Annotated in this window: 21 protein-coding genes; 8 read left to right on the forward strand and 13 right to left on the reverse strand. The window is 67.0% G+C overall.

What is annotated here, in order from left to right; all coding sequences use genetic code 11:
• Nucleotides 1-2 precede the first annotated feature (2 nt).
• The 4 genes from NS6_RS17625 to NS6_RS17640 all read right to left on the reverse strand — a co-directional run bounded on the left by NS6_RS17625 (nucleotide 3) and on the right by NS6_RS17640 (nucleotide 4,744).
• Nucleotides 3-536: a methylated-DNA--[protein]-cysteine S-methyltransferase gene (locus NS6_RS17625; RefSeq protein ID WP_068043198.1), complete on the reverse strand. Its 534-nt coding sequence runs from the start codon at nucleotides 534-536 to the stop codon at nucleotides 3-5.
• A complete protein-coding gene (locus NS6_RS17630) occupies nucleotides 536-2,152 on the reverse strand; it encodes an Ada metal-binding domain-containing protein (protein ID WP_068043200.1) in 1,617 nt (538 codons plus the stop codon). Before NS6_RS17630 ends, NS6_RS17625 begins: the two co-directional genes overlap by 1 nt.
• A 73-nt stretch (nucleotides 2,153-2,225) precedes the next feature.
• Nucleotides 2,226-2,486: a YbdD/YjiX family protein gene (locus NS6_RS17635; RefSeq protein ID WP_068043202.1), complete on the reverse strand. Its 261-nt coding sequence runs from the start codon at nucleotides 2,484-2,486 to the stop codon at nucleotides 2,226-2,228.
• On the reverse strand, nucleotides 2,483-4,744 hold the full coding sequence (locus NS6_RS17640; RefSeq protein ID WP_068043204.1) for a carbon starvation CstA family protein: 2,262 nt from the start codon (nucleotides 4,742-4,744) through the stop codon (nucleotides 2,483-2,485). Before NS6_RS17640 ends, NS6_RS17635 begins: the two co-directional genes overlap by 4 nt.
• 190 nt (nucleotides 4,745-4,934) lie before the next feature.
• On the opposite strand from NS6_RS17640, the gene NS6_RS17645 reads away from it, so the two are divergent.
• The gene (locus NS6_RS17645) at nucleotides 4,935-5,456 is read left to right on the forward strand and encodes a pyridoxamine 5'-phosphate oxidase family protein (RefSeq protein WP_068043205.1); all 522 of its coding nucleotides are present in this window, start codon (nucleotides 4,935-4,937) and stop codon (nucleotides 5,454-5,456) included.
• Here the strand turns inward: NS6_RS17645 and NS6_RS17650 are convergent.
• The 6 genes from NS6_RS17650 to NS6_RS34815 all read right to left on the reverse strand — a co-directional run bounded on the left by NS6_RS17650 (nucleotide 5,420) and on the right by NS6_RS34815 (nucleotide 10,080).
• The gene (locus NS6_RS17650) at nucleotides 5,420-6,697 is read right to left on the reverse strand and encodes a hypothetical protein (RefSeq protein ID WP_068043207.1); all 1,278 of its coding nucleotides are present in this window, start codon (nucleotides 6,695-6,697) and stop codon (nucleotides 5,420-5,422) included. The genes NS6_RS17645 and NS6_RS17650 overlap by 37 nt on opposite strands.
• Before the next feature lie 123 nt (nucleotides 6,698-6,820).
• A complete protein-coding gene (locus tag NS6_RS17655) occupies nucleotides 6,821-7,330 on the reverse strand; it encodes a hypothetical protein (protein WP_245669400.1) in 510 nt (169 codons plus the stop codon).
• Nucleotides 7,327-8,415 (reverse strand): DNA polymerase III subunit beta family protein, encoded by a 1,089-nt coding sequence (locus tag NS6_RS17660; protein ID WP_068043210.1) that lies wholly within the window; start codon nucleotides 8,413-8,415, stop codon nucleotides 7,327-7,329. Before NS6_RS17660 ends, NS6_RS17655 begins: the two co-directional genes overlap by 4 nt.
• Before the next feature lie 186 nt (nucleotides 8,416-8,601).
• Complete coding sequence (locus tag NS6_RS17665) at nucleotides 8,602-9,030, reverse strand: VOC family protein (protein ID WP_068043211.1); 429 nt, start codon at nucleotides 9,028-9,030, stop codon at nucleotides 8,602-8,604.
• Between the two features lie 4 nt (nucleotides 9,031-9,034).
• On the reverse strand, nucleotides 9,035-9,877 hold the full coding sequence (locus NS6_RS17670; RefSeq protein ID WP_068043213.1) for a helix-turn-helix domain-containing protein: 843 nt from the start codon (nucleotides 9,875-9,877) through the stop codon (nucleotides 9,035-9,037).
• Nucleotides 9,878-9,882: 5 nt separating this feature from the next.
• Complete coding sequence (locus tag NS6_RS34815) at nucleotides 9,883-10,080, reverse strand: hypothetical protein (RefSeq protein WP_157112811.1); 198 nt, start codon at nucleotides 10,078-10,080, stop codon at nucleotides 9,883-9,885.
• On the opposite strand from NS6_RS34815, the gene ychF reads away from it, so the two are divergent.
• Complete coding sequence (gene ychF, locus NS6_RS17675; protein ID WP_068043215.1) at nucleotides 10,070-11,149, forward strand: redox-regulated ATPase YchF; 1,080 nt, start codon at nucleotides 10,070-10,072, stop codon at nucleotides 11,147-11,149. The genes NS6_RS34815 and ychF overlap by 11 nt on opposite strands.
• 144 nt (nucleotides 11,150-11,293) lie before the next feature.
• Here the strand turns inward: ychF and NS6_RS17680 are convergent, their stop codons facing one another.
• Entirely contained in the window at nucleotides 11,294-11,587 is a 294-nt protein-coding gene (locus NS6_RS17680) for a hypothetical protein (RefSeq protein WP_157112812.1), read from the reverse strand.
• A 218-nt stretch (nucleotides 11,588-11,805) separates the two neighbouring features.
• On the reverse strand, nucleotides 11,806-12,699 hold the full coding sequence (locus tag NS6_RS17685) for a helix-turn-helix domain-containing protein (protein ID WP_157112813.1): 894 nt from the start codon (nucleotides 12,697-12,699) through the stop codon (nucleotides 11,806-11,808).
• Nucleotides 12,700-13,426: 727 nt separating this feature from the next.
• On the opposite strand from NS6_RS17685, the gene NS6_RS17700 reads away from it, so the two are divergent.
• Nucleotides 13,427-13,645, forward strand: a complete 219-nt coding sequence (locus tag NS6_RS17700; RefSeq protein WP_068043397.1) for a type II toxin-antitoxin system VapB family antitoxin — start codon at nucleotides 13,427-13,429, stop codon at nucleotides 13,643-13,645.
• A complete protein-coding gene (locus NS6_RS17705) occupies nucleotides 13,642-14,055 on the forward strand; it encodes a PIN domain-containing protein (RefSeq protein ID WP_068043223.1) in 414 nt (137 codons plus the stop codon). The genes NS6_RS17700 and NS6_RS17705 overlap by 4 nt, the downstream gene beginning before the upstream one ends.
• Nucleotides 14,056-14,115: 60 nt before the next feature.
• On the opposite strand, the gene NS6_RS17710 is transcribed toward NS6_RS17705, so the two are convergent.
• Nucleotides 14,116-14,337 (reverse strand): DUF1059 domain-containing protein, encoded by a 222-nt coding sequence (locus NS6_RS17710; RefSeq protein ID WP_210746989.1) that lies wholly within the window; start codon nucleotides 14,335-14,337, stop codon nucleotides 14,116-14,118.
• A gap of 216 nt (nucleotides 14,338-14,553) precedes the next feature.
• On the opposite strand from NS6_RS17710, the gene NS6_RS17715 reads away from it, so the two are divergent.
• From NS6_RS17715 to NS6_RS17730, 4 genes are all read left to right on the forward strand, one after another.
• Nucleotides 14,554-15,153 (forward strand): TetR/AcrR family transcriptional regulator, encoded by a 600-nt coding sequence (locus NS6_RS17715; protein WP_068043399.1) that lies wholly within the window; start codon nucleotides 14,554-14,556, stop codon nucleotides 15,151-15,153.
• A gap of 369 nt (nucleotides 15,154-15,522) precedes the next feature.
• Nucleotides 15,523-16,590, forward strand: coding sequence for a LacI family DNA-binding transcriptional regulator (locus NS6_RS17720; protein ID WP_068043228.1), 1,068 nt, complete (start codon nucleotides 15,523-15,525; stop codon nucleotides 16,588-16,590).
• A gap of 2 nt (nucleotides 16,591-16,592) precedes the next feature.
• On the forward strand, nucleotides 16,593-17,984 hold the full coding sequence (locus tag NS6_RS17725) for an FAD-dependent oxidoreductase (protein ID WP_068043230.1): 1,392 nt from the start codon (nucleotides 16,593-16,595) through the stop codon (nucleotides 17,982-17,984).
• A 19-nt stretch (nucleotides 17,985-18,003) separates the two neighbouring features.
• Nucleotides 18,004-19,377, forward strand: coding sequence for an MFS transporter (locus NS6_RS17730; protein ID WP_084471153.1), 1,374 nt, complete (start codon nucleotides 18,004-18,006; stop codon nucleotides 19,375-19,377).
• Nucleotides 19,378-19,379: the final 2 nt, after the last annotated feature.

Here is a 19,379-nt window from a genome sequence, read left to right on the forward strand (position 1 = left end):
CGTCAGCCGACAGACTCGTGGTCGAGCAGCCAGCGCTTGGCGGGCAGCCCCCATCGGAAACCGCCCAGGGTTCCGTCCGTGCGCAGCACTCGATGGCAGGGAACGAAAAGCGCCGCGGCATTGCGGGCGCAGGCCCCGGCGGCGGCGCGGGTGGCGGCCGGACGGCCCGCGCGGGCAGCGAAAGCCGTGTAGGAGATCGGGTTTCCGGCGGGAACCGTGCGCAGCACATCCCAGGCGTGCGCGAGGAATTCCCCCGACTGCTGCCGTACCGGGACGGTATCGATCGCGGTGAGATCGCCCTGGTGATAAGCGGTGACGGCCGCTGTTACCGAGCCGAGTTCGGTGCGGGCGCGCAGGTCGTCCGGGCGCAGGGTGGGGTGGACGAGAACGCGCAAGTCCTCCGGTGCTGCGGTCCAGCCGGCCGCCAGTACCGCGCCGTCTGTGGCGACGACGGTGGTGAACGGGCCGAGTGGGGTGTCGACTGTCGCGAAATCGGCTGTGCCGGTATGAGTGGGGGACACGGTGGGGGCGGACATCACGAGGTACTCACTTTCGCTTCGGAATCGGCGGTTTTCGCGGAGGCGGCGCGGGCACGCAGCTCGGAGCGCCACAGTTGCATGGACAAGTAGGAGCGCCAGGGCGACCAGCGCGTGGAGTCGGATAGATCGATCCCGTGCCGGGCGGCGCCGCGGCGGACCACGAGATCAGTGGTGAGCAGGATGTCGGGATCGGCGAGCAACCGCATGGTCACGTAGTCGGCGGTCCACGGGCCGATGCCCGGGAGTGCCAGCAGATCGCGGCGCAGGTCGGCGGCCGTCCGGCCCTGGTGTAATACCAGTTCGCCGCTCGCCAGTGCGGCCGCGGCGGCGGTGATGGACCGGATGCGCTGGGCGGGGCCGGCCAGCACCTCTGCGCCGTTCTCGGCGATCGCGGCGGCGGTGGGGAAAAGTCGCGGGATCGGCCCGTCGGTGGGTTCGCCGAGTGCGGCGACCAGGCGGGCGGTATGGGTGTTCGCGGCCGCCACGGAGATCTGCTGCCCGATCATGGTGCGCAACAACAATTCCGAGGGGTCCGCGCATCCGGGTACTCGGATGCCCGAGGTGAAGGTCGCGCCTGCGCCGGGCAGCTGCCCAGCGTGCAGGAGTGCTTCGTCGATGGCGACCGGATCGGCGTCCAGATCCAGCAGATGCCGGATCCGCGCCACCGTGGGCGCGAGATCGCGCATATCGCGCAATGCCAGTTCCGCGCGGACATGGCCCGGCAGCACACTGAGCCGTATCCCCGCGTAACCGTGCGGGGTGCGGAGATTGCGCAGGTAGGTGCCTTCGCCGGCCGGCCCGGTCTGCCACAGTTCGAGGCCGGGAGTCGTATGGGCCGACAGGAACCATTCGAGCCAGTCGCGGTCCAGTGGTTCGCGGTAGGGCAGGCGCAAGGTGAGTGTGCCGCAGGTGGTGGGGGCTCCCGGCTCGTTCGCCCACTGCCCGTCTGCGCGACTCTGCCACTCCGACCCGGAGCGACCTCGCCTCGCCGATTCGGCGCGACCCTGCCGCGGCGAATCCGTGCGACTGCGCCGCTGGGCCTCCGCGCGCATCGTGCTGGGGCTCACCGCGAACACCTCGCGCACGGTGTCGTTGAACTGGCGGATACTCGCGAAACCCGCGGCGAAGGCGATATCGGATATCGGCATCTCCGTGGTCTGGATGAGCAGCCGCGCCGTATGCGCCCGGTGGGCCCTGGCCAGCGCGAGCGGGCCGGCGCCGAGTTCACTGGTGAGCACCCGGGTGAGCTGGCGCTGTGAATAGCCCAGCGTCGCGGCCAGCGCCGAGACCCCGCCGCGTTCCACCACTCCGTCGCCGATGAGTCGCATGGCCCGGGCCGCGAGATCTGCCCGGGTGTTCCACAGCGGTGAACCCGGCGCGGCGTCGGGCAGGCAGCGCCGGCATGCTCGGTAACCGGCCTGCTGCGCGGCGGCCGCCGTCGGCAGGAAGGTCACGTTCGCGGGTTTGGGGGTGATCGCCGGGCAGGACGGGCGGCAGTAGATTCCGGTGGTGCGGACGGCGGTGTAGAACTGCCCGTCGAACCGGGAGTCGCGCGCGGTGACGGCGCGGTAGCAGCGCTCGAAATCCAGGACGGTGATGCTCACCCGATTCACGATGTCAGGCCGGGCGGGCCGTGGCTAGCGGAAAACGGACATCGCGGCGGGTGTGTCGCGGAGGTGCCGGCGGTCAGCAGCAGCGGGCGCCCGGATTTCGTTCCGCGTCGTCGTACCGTTCACGCCAGTACGCGCGTTCGTCGGCGATCGGCTTGCCCGGGTGGACCCGGCGCCTGTGGGCGACGTATCGCTGGTAGTCCTGTCCGCCGACGACGGAGTCCATGTACCAGCCGACCGTCCGCACCGCCCGGACCACCGCGGCGGCTCCCGCACGCCACGGTGTGCGGCGTGGCGGGGTGTCCGGGCGGTTGTCCGGGGCGGCGCGGCGGATCAACTGCGTACCCCCGTGTGGGCCGCGCCCGGCACCGCGACCTCACCTTCGGCGATCAGCTCGTCCCACTCCTTCTGCACTTTCTTCTCCGCGGCGGTCGGGAGGAAACCGCTGGGCGCGAAGATCTTCGACGGCTCCTCCGGAGATTCCGTGGTGGACGTACCACCGGACTTCCAGGCCCGGTAGCAGACCCACGCGCCGGCGAGCACCACGATCAGCACCAGCACCGCGAAGATGATCGACAGCGCGCCCTGGATGAACGTATTGCGGATCACCGCGTCCACATCGCCGGGGGTTTTGGCGGTCAGGCAGAGTTCGCCGGCGTCGCGGGCGGCGCGGCAGATGCTGTTCTGCTTCCAGTAACCCACCTTCGGGTCGGCGGAGAAGATCTTCTGCCAGGAGGCGGTCATGGTGACGATCAGATCCCAGGCCAGCGCGATGCCGGGGATCCAGGCCCACTTCGTCAGGCCCTTCTTCACCAGGATCGTCAGCACCACCACCAGCGCGATCGCCGCCAGTAGCTGGTTGGCGATACCGAACAGCGGGAACAGGGCGTTGATACCGCCCAGCGGGTCGGTGACACCCATGAGCAGAATCGAGCCCCAGGCGGCCACCACGATCGCCGAGCACAGCCAGGCGCCGACCCGCCAGGACGGGTCGGAGAACTTGCGGGCCGGGCCGCGCAGATTACCGAGCGAATCCGAGAGCATGAACCGTGCCACGCGGGTGCCCGCGTCGATCGTGGTCAGGATGAACAGGGCCTCGAACATGATCGCGAAGTGGTACCAGAAGGATTTCATCCCGGCGCCGCCGAGGAATCCCGCGAACACTTCCGAGATGCCGATCGCGAGGGTCGGCGCGCCGCCGGTGCGGGAGATCACCGATTCCTCGCCGACATCCACGGCGGCCTGGTCGAGTGCCGCACCGCTGGTCGGCGGCCCCGACAGGCCCAGACTGTTCGTGTAGGCGGCGGCGCTTTCCGCAGTACCGCCGGTCGCGCCGGTCGGGGCGTTCATCGCGAAATACAGATGCTGGTCGATGATCGAGGCCGTGATGAGGGCCATCACCGCCACGAACGACTCCATCAGCATGCCGCCGTAGCCGATCATCTTCGCGTGCGATTCCTTCTCCAGCAGTTTCGGCGTCGTCCCCGACGACACCAGTGCGTGGAATCCGGACAATGCACCACAGGCGATGGTGATGAACAGGAACGGGAACAGGCTGCCCGCGAACGCCGGGCCGGTGCCCGAGGTGGCGAATTCCGAGATCGCGGGTGCTTTCAGCACGGGCATGGTGATCAGGATGCCGACGGCCAGCAGCCCGATGGTGCCGATCTTCATGAAGGTCGACAGATAGTCGCGCGGGGCCAGCAGCAGCCACACCGGCAGCACCGAGGCAACGAAACCGTAGGCGATCAGCATCCAGGAGATGGTGACCGGTGAGAAGGTGAACCAGCCCGCCCAGGTCTCGTTCTCGTTGACCCAGCCGCCCGCGACGATCGCGAGGATCAGCAGCACGAAACCGATCGCCGAGATCTCACCGACCGCCCCCGGCCGCAGATAGCGCAGATAGATACCCATGAACAGGGCGATGGGGATGGTCATCGCAATGGAGAAGACACCCCACGGGCTTTCCGCGAGCGCATTCACTACCACCAGTGCGAGCACCGCCAGCAGAATCATCATGATCACCAGCACGCCGATGATCGCCGCCACACCACCGATCGCGCCGAGTTCGTCGCGCGCCATCTGGCCGAGACTGCGCCCGCGCCGCTTCATCGACACCCACAGCACCAGGTAGTCCTGGACGGCGCCGGCGAATACGACACCGACGATGATCCAGATCGTTCCCGGCAGATACCCCATCTGCGCCGCCAGCACCGGCCCGACCAGCGGACCCGCCCCCGCGATGGCCGCGAAATGGTGTCCGAAAAGCACCCGCCGGTCCATCGGCATGAAATCTTTGCCGTTGTCCAGGATCTCGGCGGGCGTCGCGATATCGTCGCGGGGTTTGACCACCTTGTATTCGATCAGCCGGGCGTAGAACCGGTAGGCGATGATGTACGTACAGACCGCGGCGATCACGATCCACACGGCATTGACCGACTCACCGCGCGTGATCGCGAGGATCGTCCAGGCCGCCGCACCGAGCACCCCGATGGCCGCGAAGATCGCCTTCTTCGCGGGGGTGATCGGGGAACGGTCGACCACACCGACCGGTGGCCGATCAGGGTCGGTCTTCAGGTATTCGATTGTCCCCATCGGGCAACTCCTGTACAGCGAGCGGACATGGCTGTCACATGAAGTTAACCGATGGGTACCGGGCGGTCGGACGATTGCGCCGAACGGTCGCTGTGGCGCGCCGAGCGGACGACGCCCGGTTCCCGCGCCGATACCGAAGAGAGCAATTTCGGTCAACCGTGACGGGCCCGGGCGCGTTTACGGTGGGGCAATGCGCGAAACCCCGGAAGAACTGGCCGACCTGCAGACCCTGCTCGACTCGTCCCTCGCAGGCTCCACCACCCACCTGCGTTCGATCATCGCCGCCGACCGCACCTTGACCGCGGAACAGCTCACCACGGTCCTCACCGGCATGCGCACGCTGGCGCTGTCCACCGTGACCGCCAAAGGCGAACCACGGATCAGCGGCGTCGACGGGCACTTTCTGCACGGCCGCTGGTACTTCGGCACTGCCCGTAACGCCGCCAAGGCCCGCCATCTCACTGCGCGTCCGGGTGCCAGCGTCGCGCATATGGACGGTGAGGAGCTGGGCGTGTTCACGCACGGCGCCGCGGAGGTCCTGAACCCGGCGCGCGGCGAGCCGGATGCCGAGTGGCCCGAACTGCTCGCCTACCTCAAGGACCAGTACGGCGACGACGGCTTCGACTGGGACAACGACGTCGTCTTCTTCCGGTTGCGCCCGCACTGGATGACCGTTTACGCCCCCGACTTCGCGAAGCTCGTCGCGAGCTGACCGCGGCGGCGCACTGTCCTGCGGGCCTGCCCGGCATCGGATCCCGATGAGTTCCGGGCGAGTGTGCGGATCACCGGCAACCACAGCAATGCGATGAGCGCGAGTGCGAGCGCGTGCCAGGGTAAACGCCACCACCGGGCGGTCACCGGCGCAAAAGCGGGCTCGACGGCAGCGGCAGGCGCGGCGAAGGACCACGCCAGGAAGGCGTCGCCGATCGGCAGGATGCCGAAGGCGTAGCGTTTGGACCCGCCGAAAGTGATCGGTACACCGAGCCCTTCGCCGAGACCGGTGAGCTGCCCGGACAACGAACGGTCGCCGTGCACGCGGGCAGCGCCCAGAGCGACCACCGTGGCCGAGGCACTGACTCCCAGAACCAGTGGCCCGGAGTCCACGTCGCCCGCACCGTCGTGCCCGTGCGGATATTCCCGCACCCCGGGCAGGCCCAGCGGGGTGTCGACGAAGGTGCGGCGGAATACGTCGTACTGCTCGTCGGCCCAGGTGCTGTCGATTTCCGGGAGGAATCGCTGGATCAGCGCTTGGGATGAGCCGCGCGCGCCCTCGGTTGCGGGGGCTGCCAGGTGCGGAAGCAATCCGGTCGCCGGGTCCGTTCGGCCGCGGGCCGCTACCAGCCATTCGGATATCACCGATTCGAAACGAGGCTCGACCACCCGGTCGTGCAATCGCAGCGCCGCGACGGCAACCACGCTGTCGACCGGCCATGCCTGCCCCGGATATGCCTGGAGAAACGGCCCGTCCGCCCCGAAAGCTGCCGCGAGCGTCGCGCAATCGGCGGTGAACCGCGCTGTCTCCGGTGCGCCGGGGCCGGCGAGTTCGATCACCGCCCCGCGTAACCGGTTGGACCAGCCGGTATAGAAGACTCCGTGTGCCGGGAGCAGGCCGGCATCGAAACCTGCTCGCCCCGCGGATGTTTCGAGCCGGCTCAGCACCCAGCGTGCCTCTCGCAAGGCTTCGTCCCGGTACGACGGATCGCCGCGCCCGATATCGGTCCACGCCAGCCCGTACAGGGCATGCGAGAAGAAATATCCCTCGGGAAACATGCCCTGCATCTCCTGCCCGAGCCCGGATTCCAGCTCGGACCGGAGAAAATGCAGTTGGGCCACGATATCCGTGCGCGGCTGATCATCCCGGTACAGCCGTACCTGCGGGACGAGGATCAGGAGCGTGAGCACGGCCGCGACGCCGGCATACAGCACCCGCACGACGGTGCGGTAAGAACTCATTCACCGACCCTAGACAGCCGCTGCCGACCGTGTAGCCTCCCGGACCGGGCCGCCGTGGCCCGGGGAAATCGCTGCGGTGCCGGTGCGGAGGGTGTGGACAGAGGTATGCCAGTGCAGATCCGTTCAGGACTGCGGCCCCGGAGCGCTCGGGCGGCGGGCAGTGGATCGTTGCGTGATCGCCGCCGCGACTTCGTCCAGCGCCGTGCGGATCATCGCTCCGTAGGCGTCGTCCGGTAGGACATGCAGATGTGCCCGGGCAGCGATGATCTGTTCGGTGGCCGCCTCCCACGACCCCAGGCGCCGGTAATCGTCGGCCAGATTGAGGTGCAGTGAGGGGTAGAAGCCTGCCACCTGAAGGCTCGAGTGGTGCTGCTGCACACGATCGTCGCTGAGGGTGTCGGCGGCATCGAACGCCCGGATATTCCAGGCCAGGGCCTGAGCGGGATCGTCGTACAGGTCGGCCAGATAGTGGGCGAGGGCGCAGCGGTGCAGGCGGTCGCCGGCGGTGCCGATCTCGGACCAGATTTCGAGTAGACGGGTGCGGGCGGATTCGATATCACCGGCGCGGCCGAGTGCGACGGCCTCGGTGATCGCGTTCATGGTGGTGTCGGGGGACAGCTGGTCGGTAGTCAATTCCGGGATCCGTTCTCTGCGTCGACAACTGTGGGGTCGGCCGGCATGGCCAGGGTGGTGAGATCGCCGTTGTCCGCGGAGCGGACGACCATCGGGTCCCGCGGGCCGCCGATATCGAGCCGCACATCGGGGCCGATGGCTGTCGCGACGGCCGGGTGCAGGATGGTGAAACCGAAGACGAGGTCGCCGGGTGGCCCGGTGACCTGCGCGGACAGTTCGGTTACGGATTCCGCGGCTGGATCCGAAACCGCCAGCGAGCCGGGCGAAACCGTGATCCGGAGATAGCGCGCCCGCTGCCGTTCCAGCGCGATCGTCAACTCGTGTTTCGACACCACCACATGGGTCTGTGCCGCAGGCAGCGAGGCCAGCAGAGCGCGGTGATCGGGGAAGGGTTCGGGCAGCGTGCGGCAAGTGCGGACGCCTCCATCGGCCGAACGGAACCGGACGCTGTGCTCGCCGGCCTCGAGATCCACCAGGTGGGCCCGGCGGATCTCCTGCAACACCGTGCTCAGATCGCCACCGTCCACCGTCGCCGCCCAGTCGGCCGAGCCGGCCTGCTCGGGGACGACCGTGCGGGTGGACAACCGGTACCGATCGGTCGCGGTGAGCGTCAGGGATTCGGCCGTCGTCTCGAACCGGACGCCGGTCAGTACGGGCAGGTCGGGGTCGGTGCCGGTGGCGGCGAGGATCTGCTCGACGGCCGCCGCCAGTACCGGCCCGCGCACTGTCGCCACCGGCCATCCGGACGACTCCCCGAGGGCGGCCTTGACGACCTCGGCGGTTCGCCGCGCCTGCTGCGTGCGTTCGACCAGCCGCGCCATATGTTCGTCGATCAGCCGGACCGCGTCGTATGCGTCGGCGGCGAGCACCCGGCCGATACCGTCCAACGGCATATCGATATCCCGCAACCGGCGGATGGTCACCGCCCGAGCCACCTGCTCGGGCGCGTAGTAGCGGTAGCCGGTGCTCTCGTCGACCCCGGCCGGCGCGAGCAGGCCGGAGTCGTCGTAGAACCGCAGCGCGCTGGCGGTGATACCGCAGGAGCGGGCGAACGCACCGATGGTGATCAGGTCGGATTCGGGCACCCGCCCATCATCGGGCTTCGAGCAGGTTGAAGGTCAAGACGGGAGTGTGCCGATCACCCCAGTGCATCCAGCTGCTGCATCAGTGACAGATCGGCGCCGTGCGGCCAGTATTCGGCGAGCCGGCCGTCCGCGACGCGGAACAGGTCCATACCGGGGTAGCGCACCCGGGTGCCGGTCGCGGCCCTGTCACTGGCCCCGGTAGGTGCCGAAGCTCCAGTAGTTGCCTTCCGGGTCGGCAACGGTGAACCCCCGCGACCCGTAATCCTCGTCCTTCATTCCCCTGATCGTCTCCGCGCCCGCGGCGGTGGCGCGTTCGTAGAGGCCGTCCGGGTCGCTGCACACGACGTACACGGACTCGGTTCCCGGCGTGCGCCGCTCCGGCAGGCCGCCGTCTTTGCCCGCAGTACCGAACATGATTCCGCCGCCCGCGGGCCAGCGCAGTTCGGCGTGTTCGATAACCGACGGGTCGTCGTCGCGGGCATACATCGCGGTCAGTTCGAAGCCGAAGGCCCGGACCAGGAAGTCCGCGGTGCCGCGGGCGTCCCGGAATACCAGGCACGGCCAGACGGTCGGCGCAGGTGTGGTTGTCGTAGTGGTTTGCTCCGGTGCTGTCATGGTTTCAGCCTGGCTCGCCGGCGAGCCCCGGGTCTTGGACGGATGGAATCTCCTCGGCCAGCCATTGCGTCGGGCTGCAACCGGCGAGCCGCGCGAACTCCCGGTTGAGATGCGGTTGGTCGTAGTACCCGCAGGCGGCGGCCACCTGCGCGATCGAAACGAACGACGGGGTGTTGAGCAGCATCTGCTTGGCCCGCTCGAACCGAGCGATCCGCCCCGCCACCTTCGGGCTCAACCCGAACTCGCTGCTGAACCGTTTGGTGAGGTACTGCCGGCTCCACCCGATACGTTCGGCGAGCCGCTCGACGCCCACCGTCCCGTGCGACCGCGCCACCGCCCGCCACGCCCAGGACAGCTCCGGGCCGACGGCCCGTTCCGGCATCAGCAGCCGGGTGAGCACCCGGTCGCAGGCCGCGAACCGCTGTGGCCAGCCGGAATGCTCCTGGAGTTCCTCCCATAGTTGCCGCCCGGGTGCACCGATCAGATCGCCGAATTCGATCGAGGTACTCCACAGTTCCGCAGCGGGCAGCCCGAACAGCACCCGGCAACCCATCGGGGTGAGCTTCACGGCGACACCCTCTTGGGTGCCGTCGTGCGCGATCATCGCCGGGGTGTCCTGGAGGCCGCCGAGCACGCAGCGGTAGTTGTCCGGGGATTGGCAGCCGTCGCTCTGGCTGATCACGTCGATGACCGGTCCGATGGCCACGATGAACGTCATATGCCGGGACGGCAGCCCGCGATGCAGGCCCGCTTCGAACCCGGTCATCCGATAGCCGATATATCCGTCGATGAAGGCGGCCAGCGCTGGGGCCGGGTGGGCCGTCACCACCTGAGAGGTCGGCTCCATGAGTGTCACGCTACGCCGCTGCCGAGCGCATCGCCGCCCATGCCGTCCAGCACGAACGTGCCGCCGGATCGCTCGGCCGCACCGAACAGCCGGGTGAGCGCCTGACGTCCGCCGCCTTCGCCGCCCCGTCTGCGGGCGAGTTCCCCGGCCGACCGCCGGCCCGGCCGTTGTCCCGCGTAGACTCCAGTCCTCGTGAGTCTCACCCTCGGAATCGTCGGCCTGCCCAACGTCGGAAAATCGACGCTGTTCAACGCGCTGACCCGCAACGACGTGCTCGCCGCGAACTACCCCTTCGCGACCATCGAGCCCAACGTCGGCGTGGTTCCGCTGCCCGACCCCCGCCTGGACGAACTCGCGAAGATCTTCGGCTCGGCCCGCATCCTTCCCGCCACGGTGTCCTTCGTCGATATCGCCGGCATCGTGAAGGGCGCCTCCGAAGGCGCCGGCCTCGGCAACAAGTTCCTCGCCAACATCCGCGAAGCCGACGCCATCTGCCAGGTGGTCCGCGTTTTCGCCGACGACGATGTGGTCCACGTGGACGGCGAGGTGAACCCGGCCTCCGATATCGAGGTCATCGAGACCGAGCTGATCCTCGCCGACCTGCAGACCCTCGAGAAGGCGGTCGTCCGTCTCGAGAAGGAAGCCAAGGTCAAGAAGGACCGCAAACCGTACGCGGACGCCGCGAAGCAGGCGCAGGAAATCCTCAACGGTGGGCGGACTCTGTTCCACGCCGCGAAAGAGATCGACGGTGAACTCCTGAAGGAACTGTCGCTGCTCACCACCAAGCCGTTCCTGTACGTGTTCAACGCCGACGAGTCGGTGCTCAGCGACGAAGCCAAGGTCGCGGAGCTGAAAGCCTCTGTGGCGCCGGCTGATTCGGTGTTCCTGGACGCCAAGGTCGAATCCGAACTCCTCGAACTCGACGACGAGTCCGCTGCCGAACTCCTGGAATCCATCGGCCAGACCGAACCGGGCCTGCACGCCCTGGCGCGGGCCGGTTTCCACACCCTCGGTTTGCAGACCTACCTCACCGCCGGCCCGAAAGAAGCCCGCGCGTGGACCATCCACCAGGGCGATACCGCCCCGAAGGCGGCCGGTGTGATCCACACCGACTTCGAGCGCGGTTTCATCAAAGCCGAAGTGGTTGGGTTCGACGATCTGGTCGAGGCCGGGTCGATGGCGGCGGCCAAGGCGGCGGGCAAGGTCCGTATGGAAGGCAAGGACTACGTTATGGCCGACGGCGACGTAGTCGAATTCCGCTTCAACGTCTGATCCTGGCTGGGGAAATCAGGGACTCCCGGGCGTCCAGGCGGTTGCCTACGCGAAGACCGAGATCGAGCCTGTGTAGCCAAGGAATCCCACGGCTGCCTCCGCTCGAACCCGAGGAATCTGCTCGGTGTGGTTCTGAGTTGAAGGTCAGTTCAGCACGGTCCGGGTCAGCAGCTCGTGTACCAGGGCAAGGTCATCCAGTTCGGTGTCTCTGCCCTCGGGAACCTGCTGGATCAGCTTCAACGTCCTCGGTCGGCGGCTCTCGAAGCAAAAGTCGACGTGCTGGGCGACGTCCTTCTTTAGCTGGTCCGCGGCCCCGGCCAGCTGCGAGCGTGCTGTTGGACCACACTCGCGATCGAGAGTGAGTCGGACGATATCGAGGAGGTCGGTCGCTTCCTTGTCTGCGCCGCGATCGAAGGTGGACTGCAGCTTCACTGGCACGACCGGTACTGGCCACAAGTAATTCGAGTTGGCTGACCTCGCCGCTGCGCCGGCGGTTCACGGTGTCGAGGTCACTGGTCGCCCGATGCGGGCTGCTGACCCGGCATATCACAGCCAAGCCGCCGATCACGGTGATGGGCCGACCGGTTCGAGCTTGCGTTTCGGGTATCGCGTGGACAAGAGCTGTCATCGAAGCGCCTGCCAGAACGACTACGGGATCACCAGACACGGTGGGCTGTTTCCTCCTGTGGTGTCCACAGTCCCAAGACCTCGCGTCCACGACCAGGGTCCTGCGCCAGATCGAGTGCGACGAAGAGTGGGTGTGCGAGTGGCCAAGGTTCGTGGGCGCGGGTGCTGTTGTCTGCTGGGGTCACGCGGTTACTGCATATGTAACCGATGGGTGCGACTCGGAGAGTGGCCGCACGGTCGGCTCGGCCGTGAGTAACGGGGCCGAGCAGTTTCGCAGCGCGACGAAGGATTCGAGTATCGGGCACGTAGAAGTCCGGCGGGGCCTCGGCGCGAATCGCAACCGGGGCTCCATAGACAGCTGCGGCATGGGAATCGCTCAGCGCCCATCCAGATTCGGCCGTGTCAGTGCTGTTGATCTGGAGCGCATCGTCGACGGTGGCGTCGTCTACCGGTAGTCGAGATACGTCGAGCGTCTCGGGTTCCCACGCGGCTGCGAGTTCCCAGAATAGTTCAGGTGTTTGCGGCAGATTGTTCGCGTCGATCAAACCTGCGTCGCGCAGAGCGGTGATGACAGCCGAGACCGAGCTGGGAGCGCGGTTGAGTCGTTGCGCGAGCTGCCGGACCCGGACAGGAACGTGTGGCTGGATGAGCATCGTGGCGGCGACTTCGATCCCGACCTGTCCCGAAAAGGCGCGGGCTCTCCGCGGACTCCCGACCATAGGCGTGACGTCAGTGTGGATGAGCAGGCCTGGCGCAGCGAGGTGGAGCTGTCCTCGAAGATCGAGCCAGCTCACACCTGCGTCACCGAGGCCGTGCCGTGCCTCATCGGTGATGCGCGCACCGACGACTACCAGTAGAGCTGGATCCTGGCGTGCCTGCGGGTTCGCGGAGTCGATCAGTGTCCGCACATTCTGGGAGGCCACCAGGGATCTGCTTTCACCTGGATGGCGATCTGGGTTCCATCATCGATCTGTAGATATGCATCGGTGCCGGAATCCGATTCGGGGGCAGGCACGATTCGGGCGCCGAGTCCGGCTGAGGCCACCGCGTCGGCGAGTCGAGTGACCGTGTCGGATACGTTTGCCGCGCTCATGCTCTGTTTATAGCAGGTGTTCGGTGTTCGGTACATACCGAACACCGAACAGTCGGCATGTGGTGGCGATCTGGCCGACCTGCAGACCCTCGCGGACGCCGCGAAGCAGGCGCAGGAAATCCTCAACCAGGAGATCCTTCCATCGAACGGATCGGAGTCTCACAACTCGGCGGACAGAACGTCAGGACAGCTCAATCTGCATATGACGTACTCAGTGTGACATCGGGCCCCTCCGATCCGAGCCTGCCAAGGTTTCAGTATCGAGCGCTGGCCTTCGCTCGAGTCTGTGCAGCGCCGGGGGGGGGGAAGTGATCGCTGAGCTTGCGGTCCGCGGTGCGACCCTCATCAAGCAGCCCACCGATATGCCGTGGAGCAGAGGTTCGCGATCGTGTGGGACCCGGCGGACACCGCGTGGAATCTCCCACCGCCGGTACCGCGGTCGTCGAGGCTGATCCTTGCCGACCTTTGCATGGTCCTCATGCTCGAGCGGAAGTCTGGGTGGCCCCGAGCGTTCGCCTTATATATAATCATTCATATAAGAAATGAGAGGGGTCATCATGACAGTAACCAGTGTCGACCTGGATCCGCAGCTCATCGAGCGTGCGCGAGCGCTGACGGGCGAGCGATCGAACCGGGCTGTTCTCGATCTCGCGCTGCGCCGGCTCATCGCTTCGAAGCAGAAGGGCGCGATGATCGACGGTATCGCAGGACTGGCCGACCTCGATAACGAGCTCGGTTCGCCGGTGGTCTCTCCGGGCGAGTCTCGGTCCTCGTGACCGACTACCTGGTCGACAACTCGGTCTGGGCAAGACTGGCCACCGGAGATCCGAATATCACAGCACGGCTGCGGCGCATCGAGCGAGCGCCGGCCGACCTGTTCGTCACGTGCCCGCCGCAGGTGCTCGAATTCTGCCACAGTGCCCGGACGCCCGAGGAGCATGCGCACTACCGAGAGCAGATCTCCCTCGGATTCCCGCTCGAGCATGCACCCGACGAATCGCTCGTGCTCGATATCCAGGCAGCGTTGTGGAATACGGGGCTCGTCCGGGCGGCCGGCTCGCACGATATCCTCATCGCCGGCTACGCCATCGTGAACGACGCGACTGTGCTTGCCGCGGACCACGACTTCGAGCACATCGCAAGGGTGTCCGACCTGCAGTGCGAGTACATCGTGCCTTCGCTATGACGTTGCTTTGTGCCGGAACGTAGTCGATTCCGCTTCAACGTCTGAATCCTGTTCCCAGGGCTATGGAAGCGCCGCGAAGGCTTTTTTGGTGTCGCGGTACCACCCCATCGCCTTCAGTGGATGCCTCCAGCGTCCCTTCATTTCCTCGTGGGCCTGTAGATGCTCATTGTCGCCACCGCGAGTGGCCTCCCGCAGGTGCCGATCCTGTGCCTTGATGATCTCGTCGGCGGTCTCCGCACTCAGCTCGAAGTCGCACGGACCACCCAGTTGACGGCAGGTCATGGTCTTCACAGTGTTCTCCTCCTGATTGTTCTTACTCGTCGTTGCTCGGCAAGCCCTGTAGTACCGGCCGCACCCGGCCGGTGATGACCTATTCCTGCCGGGTCGAGCGTGGTTCCAGTCCCGCCGATTATCGGCACGGTTCGTGTCGATAATCGCATCTTGCGCCACCTCGGGACGCTTGTCAACGGCACGCACCGTGCCGGTACGCTCGGTTGCATGGCCGACTCGTCCACGACACCTCGGCGCCGCGGTGCCGAACGCACCAGAGAGCTGCTCACCGTCACCCTCGATCTGGCGACAGAGGTCGGTTATCGGGGACTCAGCGTCGAAGCCATCGCCGGGCGGGCCGGCGTCGGGAAACACACCATCTATCGGCGCTGGTCATCCATCGCGGAGTTGCTGCTCGACGCGCTGAGCGTCGTATGGGTCAGCGACCTCGACTACCGCACATCCGGGCCGGTCCGGGCGGATCTTCGAGAGCAGTTCGTGCGCTCCAGTCAGGCCCTCTCCACCCCGCCCATCGGCCCCGTCTACCGGGCGGTCATCGCTGAAGCCCAAGCCGACCCCGCGCTCAGAGCGACGTTGCACGAACGTTTTCTCGCCACAGTCGAACAGCGAACCCTCGATCGGATCACCAGAGCTCAGCGCGAAGGCCAGCTGGTCGCCGACGTGAATCTGGAATTTGCCGCCGAGGTACTGTGCGGAACTCTCTACTACCGCTTGCTACTCACGTCCCGACCCGTCGACGAGAAGGCAATCGATGGACTCCTCGACATGTTCATGGCCGCATATGGGGTAGGTGAAGCGCGCTCTTGAGGCCGAGATCGTCAAGTGGCCGGAGCGTTCGCCCTTCGACCGGATTGCGGTCGGCTCTAGCTGCGGAAGTTGCTCGACTGCGGAACTCGGCCGAGTTCCGATTCGATGTCTGCTGAACGGTGACGCGGCGCCGCGTTCGGTGAGTCGCAACTGGCCCGGGATCGGTTCTGCCCGAATTGCACCGGTCCGTATTTCCGGTGGGTGGACGGGACCGGCCACGCAGCGCAGGTGAGCTTCACCTGGTGCCACGACCGTTGACGCGGAGGTGTGGGGTCCCTAAGGTAAGCGCTAACCCCAACGATTACTCCCAGGTCGAACCCGGTAGGTTGGGTAAACGTTTACCTACACATTTCGACGCTGGAAGGGATCATGATGCGGGCTGGCGCGCGGGTGACGCTCAAGACGATCGCCGAATCGCTGGGGGTTTCGGTGAAGACCGTGTCGCGGGCGCTGGCGGGCAAGGATTCGGTCGGTGAAGAGCTGAGAGCACGGATCCGTGCGGAGGCCGACCGGCTCGGCTATGTACCGAACTCGATGGCCAGATCGCTGGTCTCCGGGGCAGCGATGACGGTGGGAATGGTCATCACGCATCCGGCGAACCCGTTCTACGCCTCGCTGATCAGCGCTGTCGAGGAGCGCTGCCGCGCGAACGGCTATTCGCTGCTGCTCATGGTGACCGAGGAAGACCTGGAAACGGAGCGGGAAGCGGCGGAGGCACTGCTGCGGTGGGGAGTGGACGGGGCCGTGGCGACCCCCGTGCAGCAGGGGGCAGAGCATTGGCAGCGGTTGCGCGATTCCGGCGTGCCGATCGTGCTCGTCAACCGAGGGCTGGAGGGCTTCGACTCCGATTTCGTCGGTGTCGACCACGAACGGGGCACCTACGAAGCCGTCTCCCACCTGCTCGGCACCGGCGCCACCAGCATTCATCTCCTCGAAGAGGACGTGCCGTTCTCCTCGGCGGCCGACCGGCGGGCGGGGTTCCACCGGGCGCTCACCGAACACAACATTGCGGTGCAGGACGACACCGTCACTCTGGTGCCGCCGTCGACCGACGAGCGGCGGGCGCTGCCGTGGGATCCGGCCGCTGCCTACCGGTGTGCCCAGCAGTTGGTGAGCAGGCTCGAACCGGGCGCGGCGGTAGTGACGGGCAGCGACTATTTCGCACTCGGTCTGTACCGCGCACTGGCCGAGAAGGGGATAGACGTGCCCGCGCACGTCTCGGTGATCGGGCACGGTGACCTGCCGTTCGCCGCATATCTCCAACCCACGCTGGCCAGTGTCCGCCCCCCGGCCGACGAGATCGGCGCCCGCGCCGCGGAACTGCTGCTCGAACGCATTCAGGGTTCGACCGCCCCGCCCGCGACCATCTACCTCCCGCCGGAGCTGAAGATTCGCGCCTCGGCCGGCGGCGACCGCAACGAACCGAGAGGAAAATAGCGATGCCGAACGTGGAAAAACGCCAGACGACGGTGCATGAACCGGCCCGGGAGATCCCGGTTGTGGCCGATGTCGATGTCCTCGTGGTCGGCGGTGGACCTGCCGGTGTCTGTGCCGCTGTTGCCGCCGCCCGAGCGGGAGCGAGCACCTTCCTGCTCGAGCGGCACGGCTTTCTCGGTGGGATGTGGACCGCCGGCATGGTTCTCACACTCGCCGGTTACAACTCCTGGCTGCGGCCCTACCACCGGTGCGTGGACGGTGTCCCCGCAGAGTGGCTGGCGCGCGCCGCGAAACAGGGCGGTGCGGTCGACGGTGACGGCTGGGTGTTGAACTCCGACCCGGAAGTGATGAAACGGGTCGCCGACGAAATGATCGAAACCGAGGGCATCGGCCTGCTGCTGCACACCTGGGGCGCTCGCCCGATCGTCGAGAACGGTGCTGTACGAGGGGTTTTCGTCGAGAATGTCGACGGCCGGCGCGCCATTCGCGCCGCGGTCACCGTCGACTGCACCGGTAACGGCGATATCGTGGCCGGCGCCGGTGCCGACTGGGTCAAGGGCAACACGTTGCAGCCGATGACCATGCCGTTCCGCGTCGGCGATGTGACACCGGATCCCGGACGCGAGCACGCCGCACCGGTGCGCATCCCCATCGGCCCGGAGGCGACCCTGCTGCAGGAGCCGCTGCTGGGCCGGTATGCCTCCACGCGTCGCGATATCGATCTCGATGTGACCGCCATGCGGGCGGCCCGCTCCCGGGGGGAACTGCCCCCCTTCGGCGGCCCGTGGTTCGGTGGTATGGAGAAAGATGTCGCCTGGGTGAATACCACCCGGGTCATCGGCGATGCCTCCGACGCGGCGGAACTCACCCGCGCCGAGATCACCGGCCGCAAGGACACCGTGGTCATGCTCGACGCGCTGCGCGAGCACAGCCCGGCATTCGCGAACGGGCGGCTGCTGCAAACGAGTACCCAGATCGGTGTGCGCGAGACCCGGCGCCTGCTCGGGACCTATACGCTCACCGGCGACGATATCCGCGCCGATGCCCGGTTCGACGACGGCATCGCGGTCGGCTGCTGGCCGATCGATGTGCATCCGGCCGGGGACGTCGGGGTGCACGCCATGTACGTGCCGCTCCCGTACGAGATTCCGTACCGCAGCCTGCTCCCGCGCACCACCGACGGACTGCTCGTCGCCGGCCGCTGTATCTCGGTGGACCGCGAAGCGCTCGGCTCCGCGCGGGTGGGTGCCACCTGTGCTGCGACAGGGCAGGCCGCAGGTGTGGCCGCGGCGCTCGCGGCGGCCGGCGGGAAACAGCCGCGGCAGCTGGGCGGTACGGAACTCCGGACAGCGATCCAGGAACAAGGCGGCCGCGTGACGTCGCCGGTGCAGTAGAAGATCTCAGGAGAACGCAGTGCGCAGCGACGTAGCGGCCGAAAGCCGGAAAATATCCCCGCAGGCCCGGAAGGTGCTCGTAGCGGCGGGCATCGGTCATTTCATCGAATGGTACGACGTCGGCATCTACGGGCTGCTGGCGACGTTCCTGGCCGCGAATTTCTTCGTCTCCGGAGACCCGACGACGGCGCTACTGGCTACCTTCGCCGTCTCCGCCGTCGGTTTCGTGTTGCGGCCGCTCGGCGGTCTTTTCTTCGGACCGCTCGGTGACCGCATCGGCCGGCAGCGCACGCTGGCCATCGTGGTGCTGCTGACGTCGGGTTCGACGTTCGCGATGGGTGTGCTGCCCACCTACGACAGTGTGGGCATCCTCGCGCCCGTACTGCTCGTGATCGCAAGGATGGTGCAGGGTTTCGGCGCCGGCGGGGAGACCTCCAACGCGGTGGCGCTGCTGTTCGAGTACTCGCCGCGCACCCGCCGGGGATTCATGACGAGCTGGATGGACGGGATCGGGTTCATCGCCACCGTGGCCGGGTCCGCGCTCGCGCTCGCCTTGATCACGGTGCTCGGCGACGATGCGATGACCGGCTGGGGCTGGCGGATCCCGTTCCTGATCGCGCTGCCGCTGGGTCTCGTCGGCCTGTATATCCGGATGAAACTGGAGGATTCGCCGGAGTTCCGGGAGTTGGAAGCCGCGGGCGAAGTCGCGGAATCACCCACCAAGGAGGCGTTCCGTACCGGCTACAAGGCGATGCTGGTGCTGTGCGGGGTGCTGCTGCTCAAGGCGATCGCGCACTGGGCGCTGGTGTCGTTCCTGCCGAGCTTCCTCAGCGGCGACCTCGGATTCAGCACGTCCCAGGCCTTCGCGATCACGACCGTCACCATCGGTGCCACCGCCATCGCCGTACCGATCATGGGTGCCGTCTCCGACCGTATCGGCCGTAAACCGATGCTCGTCGCGGGCAGTGCCGGGTTCGTCGTGCTCAGCTGGCCGGCGTTCTATCTGATGTCGGTGGGCAATGTCGTGCTGGCGATCGTCGCCATGCTGATTCTGGGCCTGCTGATCGCGGTGTTCGACGGTGCATTGAGTGCGATGATGGCCGAGCAGTTCCCCGCGCGGATTCGCAGTGGTGCGATGGCCATTCCGTACAACCTGGTGGTCGCGGCGTTCGGTGGCACGGTTCCCTACGTGGCCACGTGGCTGGTATCCACTACCGGAAGTAAGCTTTCGCCCGCCTTCTACGTGATGCTGCTGTCTGCTGTCACCTTGGGGGTCGCGATAACGTCGATCCGCGAAACCGCCCCGGGCCGGGCTTCGAGCGCGCCCGGCGCGGACCGTCTGCCCGCCACCGCGCACCGCGGTGCCGACACCACCTCGAACGGAATATCGTGACC

Origin of the sequence: Nocardia speluncae NBRC 108251 (assembly GCF_001613245.1) — a bacterium.
GTDB lineage: Bacteria > Actinomycetota > Actinomycetes > Mycobacteriales > Mycobacteriaceae > Nocardia > Nocardia speluncae.

Bases quoted from the DNA above. Each gene is read 5' to 3' on its own strand.
- NS6_RS17720 (WP_068043228.1), top strand. From the start codon at position 15,523: ATGATGCGGGCTGGCGCGCGGGTGACGCTCAAGACGATCGCCGAATCG.
- NS6_RS17725 (WP_068043230.1), top strand. From the start codon at position 16,593: ATGCCGAACGTGGAAAAACGCCAGACGACGGTGCATGAACCGGCCCGG.
- NS6_RS17715 (WP_068043399.1), top strand. From the start codon at position 14,554: ATGGCCGACTCGTCCACGACACCTCGGCGCCGCGGTGCCGAACGCACC.
- NS6_RS17645 (WP_068043205.1), top strand. From the start codon at position 4,935: ATGCGCGAAACCCCGGAAGAACTGGCCGACCTGCAGACCCTGCTCGAC.
- NS6_RS17710 (WP_210746989.1), bottom strand. From the start codon at position 14,337: ATGACCTGCCGTCAACTGGGTGGTCCGTGCGACTTCGAGCTGAGTGCG.
- NS6_RS17665 (WP_068043211.1), bottom strand. From the start codon at position 9,030: ATGACAGCACCGGAGCAAACCACTACGACAACCACACCTGCGCCGACC.
- NS6_RS17650 (WP_068043207.1), bottom strand. From the start codon at position 6,697: ATGAGTTCTTACCGCACCGTCGTGCGGGTGCTGTATGCCGGCGTCGCG.
- NS6_RS17640 (WP_068043204.1), bottom strand. From the start codon at position 4,744: ATGGGGACAATCGAATACCTGAAGACCGACCCTGATCGGCCACCGGTC.
- NS6_RS17625 (WP_068043198.1), bottom strand. From the start codon at position 536: ATGTCCGCCCCCACCGTGTCCCCCACTCATACCGGCACAGCCGATTTC.
- NS6_RS17700 (WP_068043397.1), top strand. From the start codon at position 13,427: ATGACAGTAACCAGTGTCGACCTGGATCCGCAGCTCATCGAGCGTGCG.
- NS6_RS17670 (WP_068043213.1), bottom strand. From the start codon at position 9,877: ATGGAGCCGACCTCTCAGGTGGTGACGGCCCACCCGGCCCCAGCGCTG.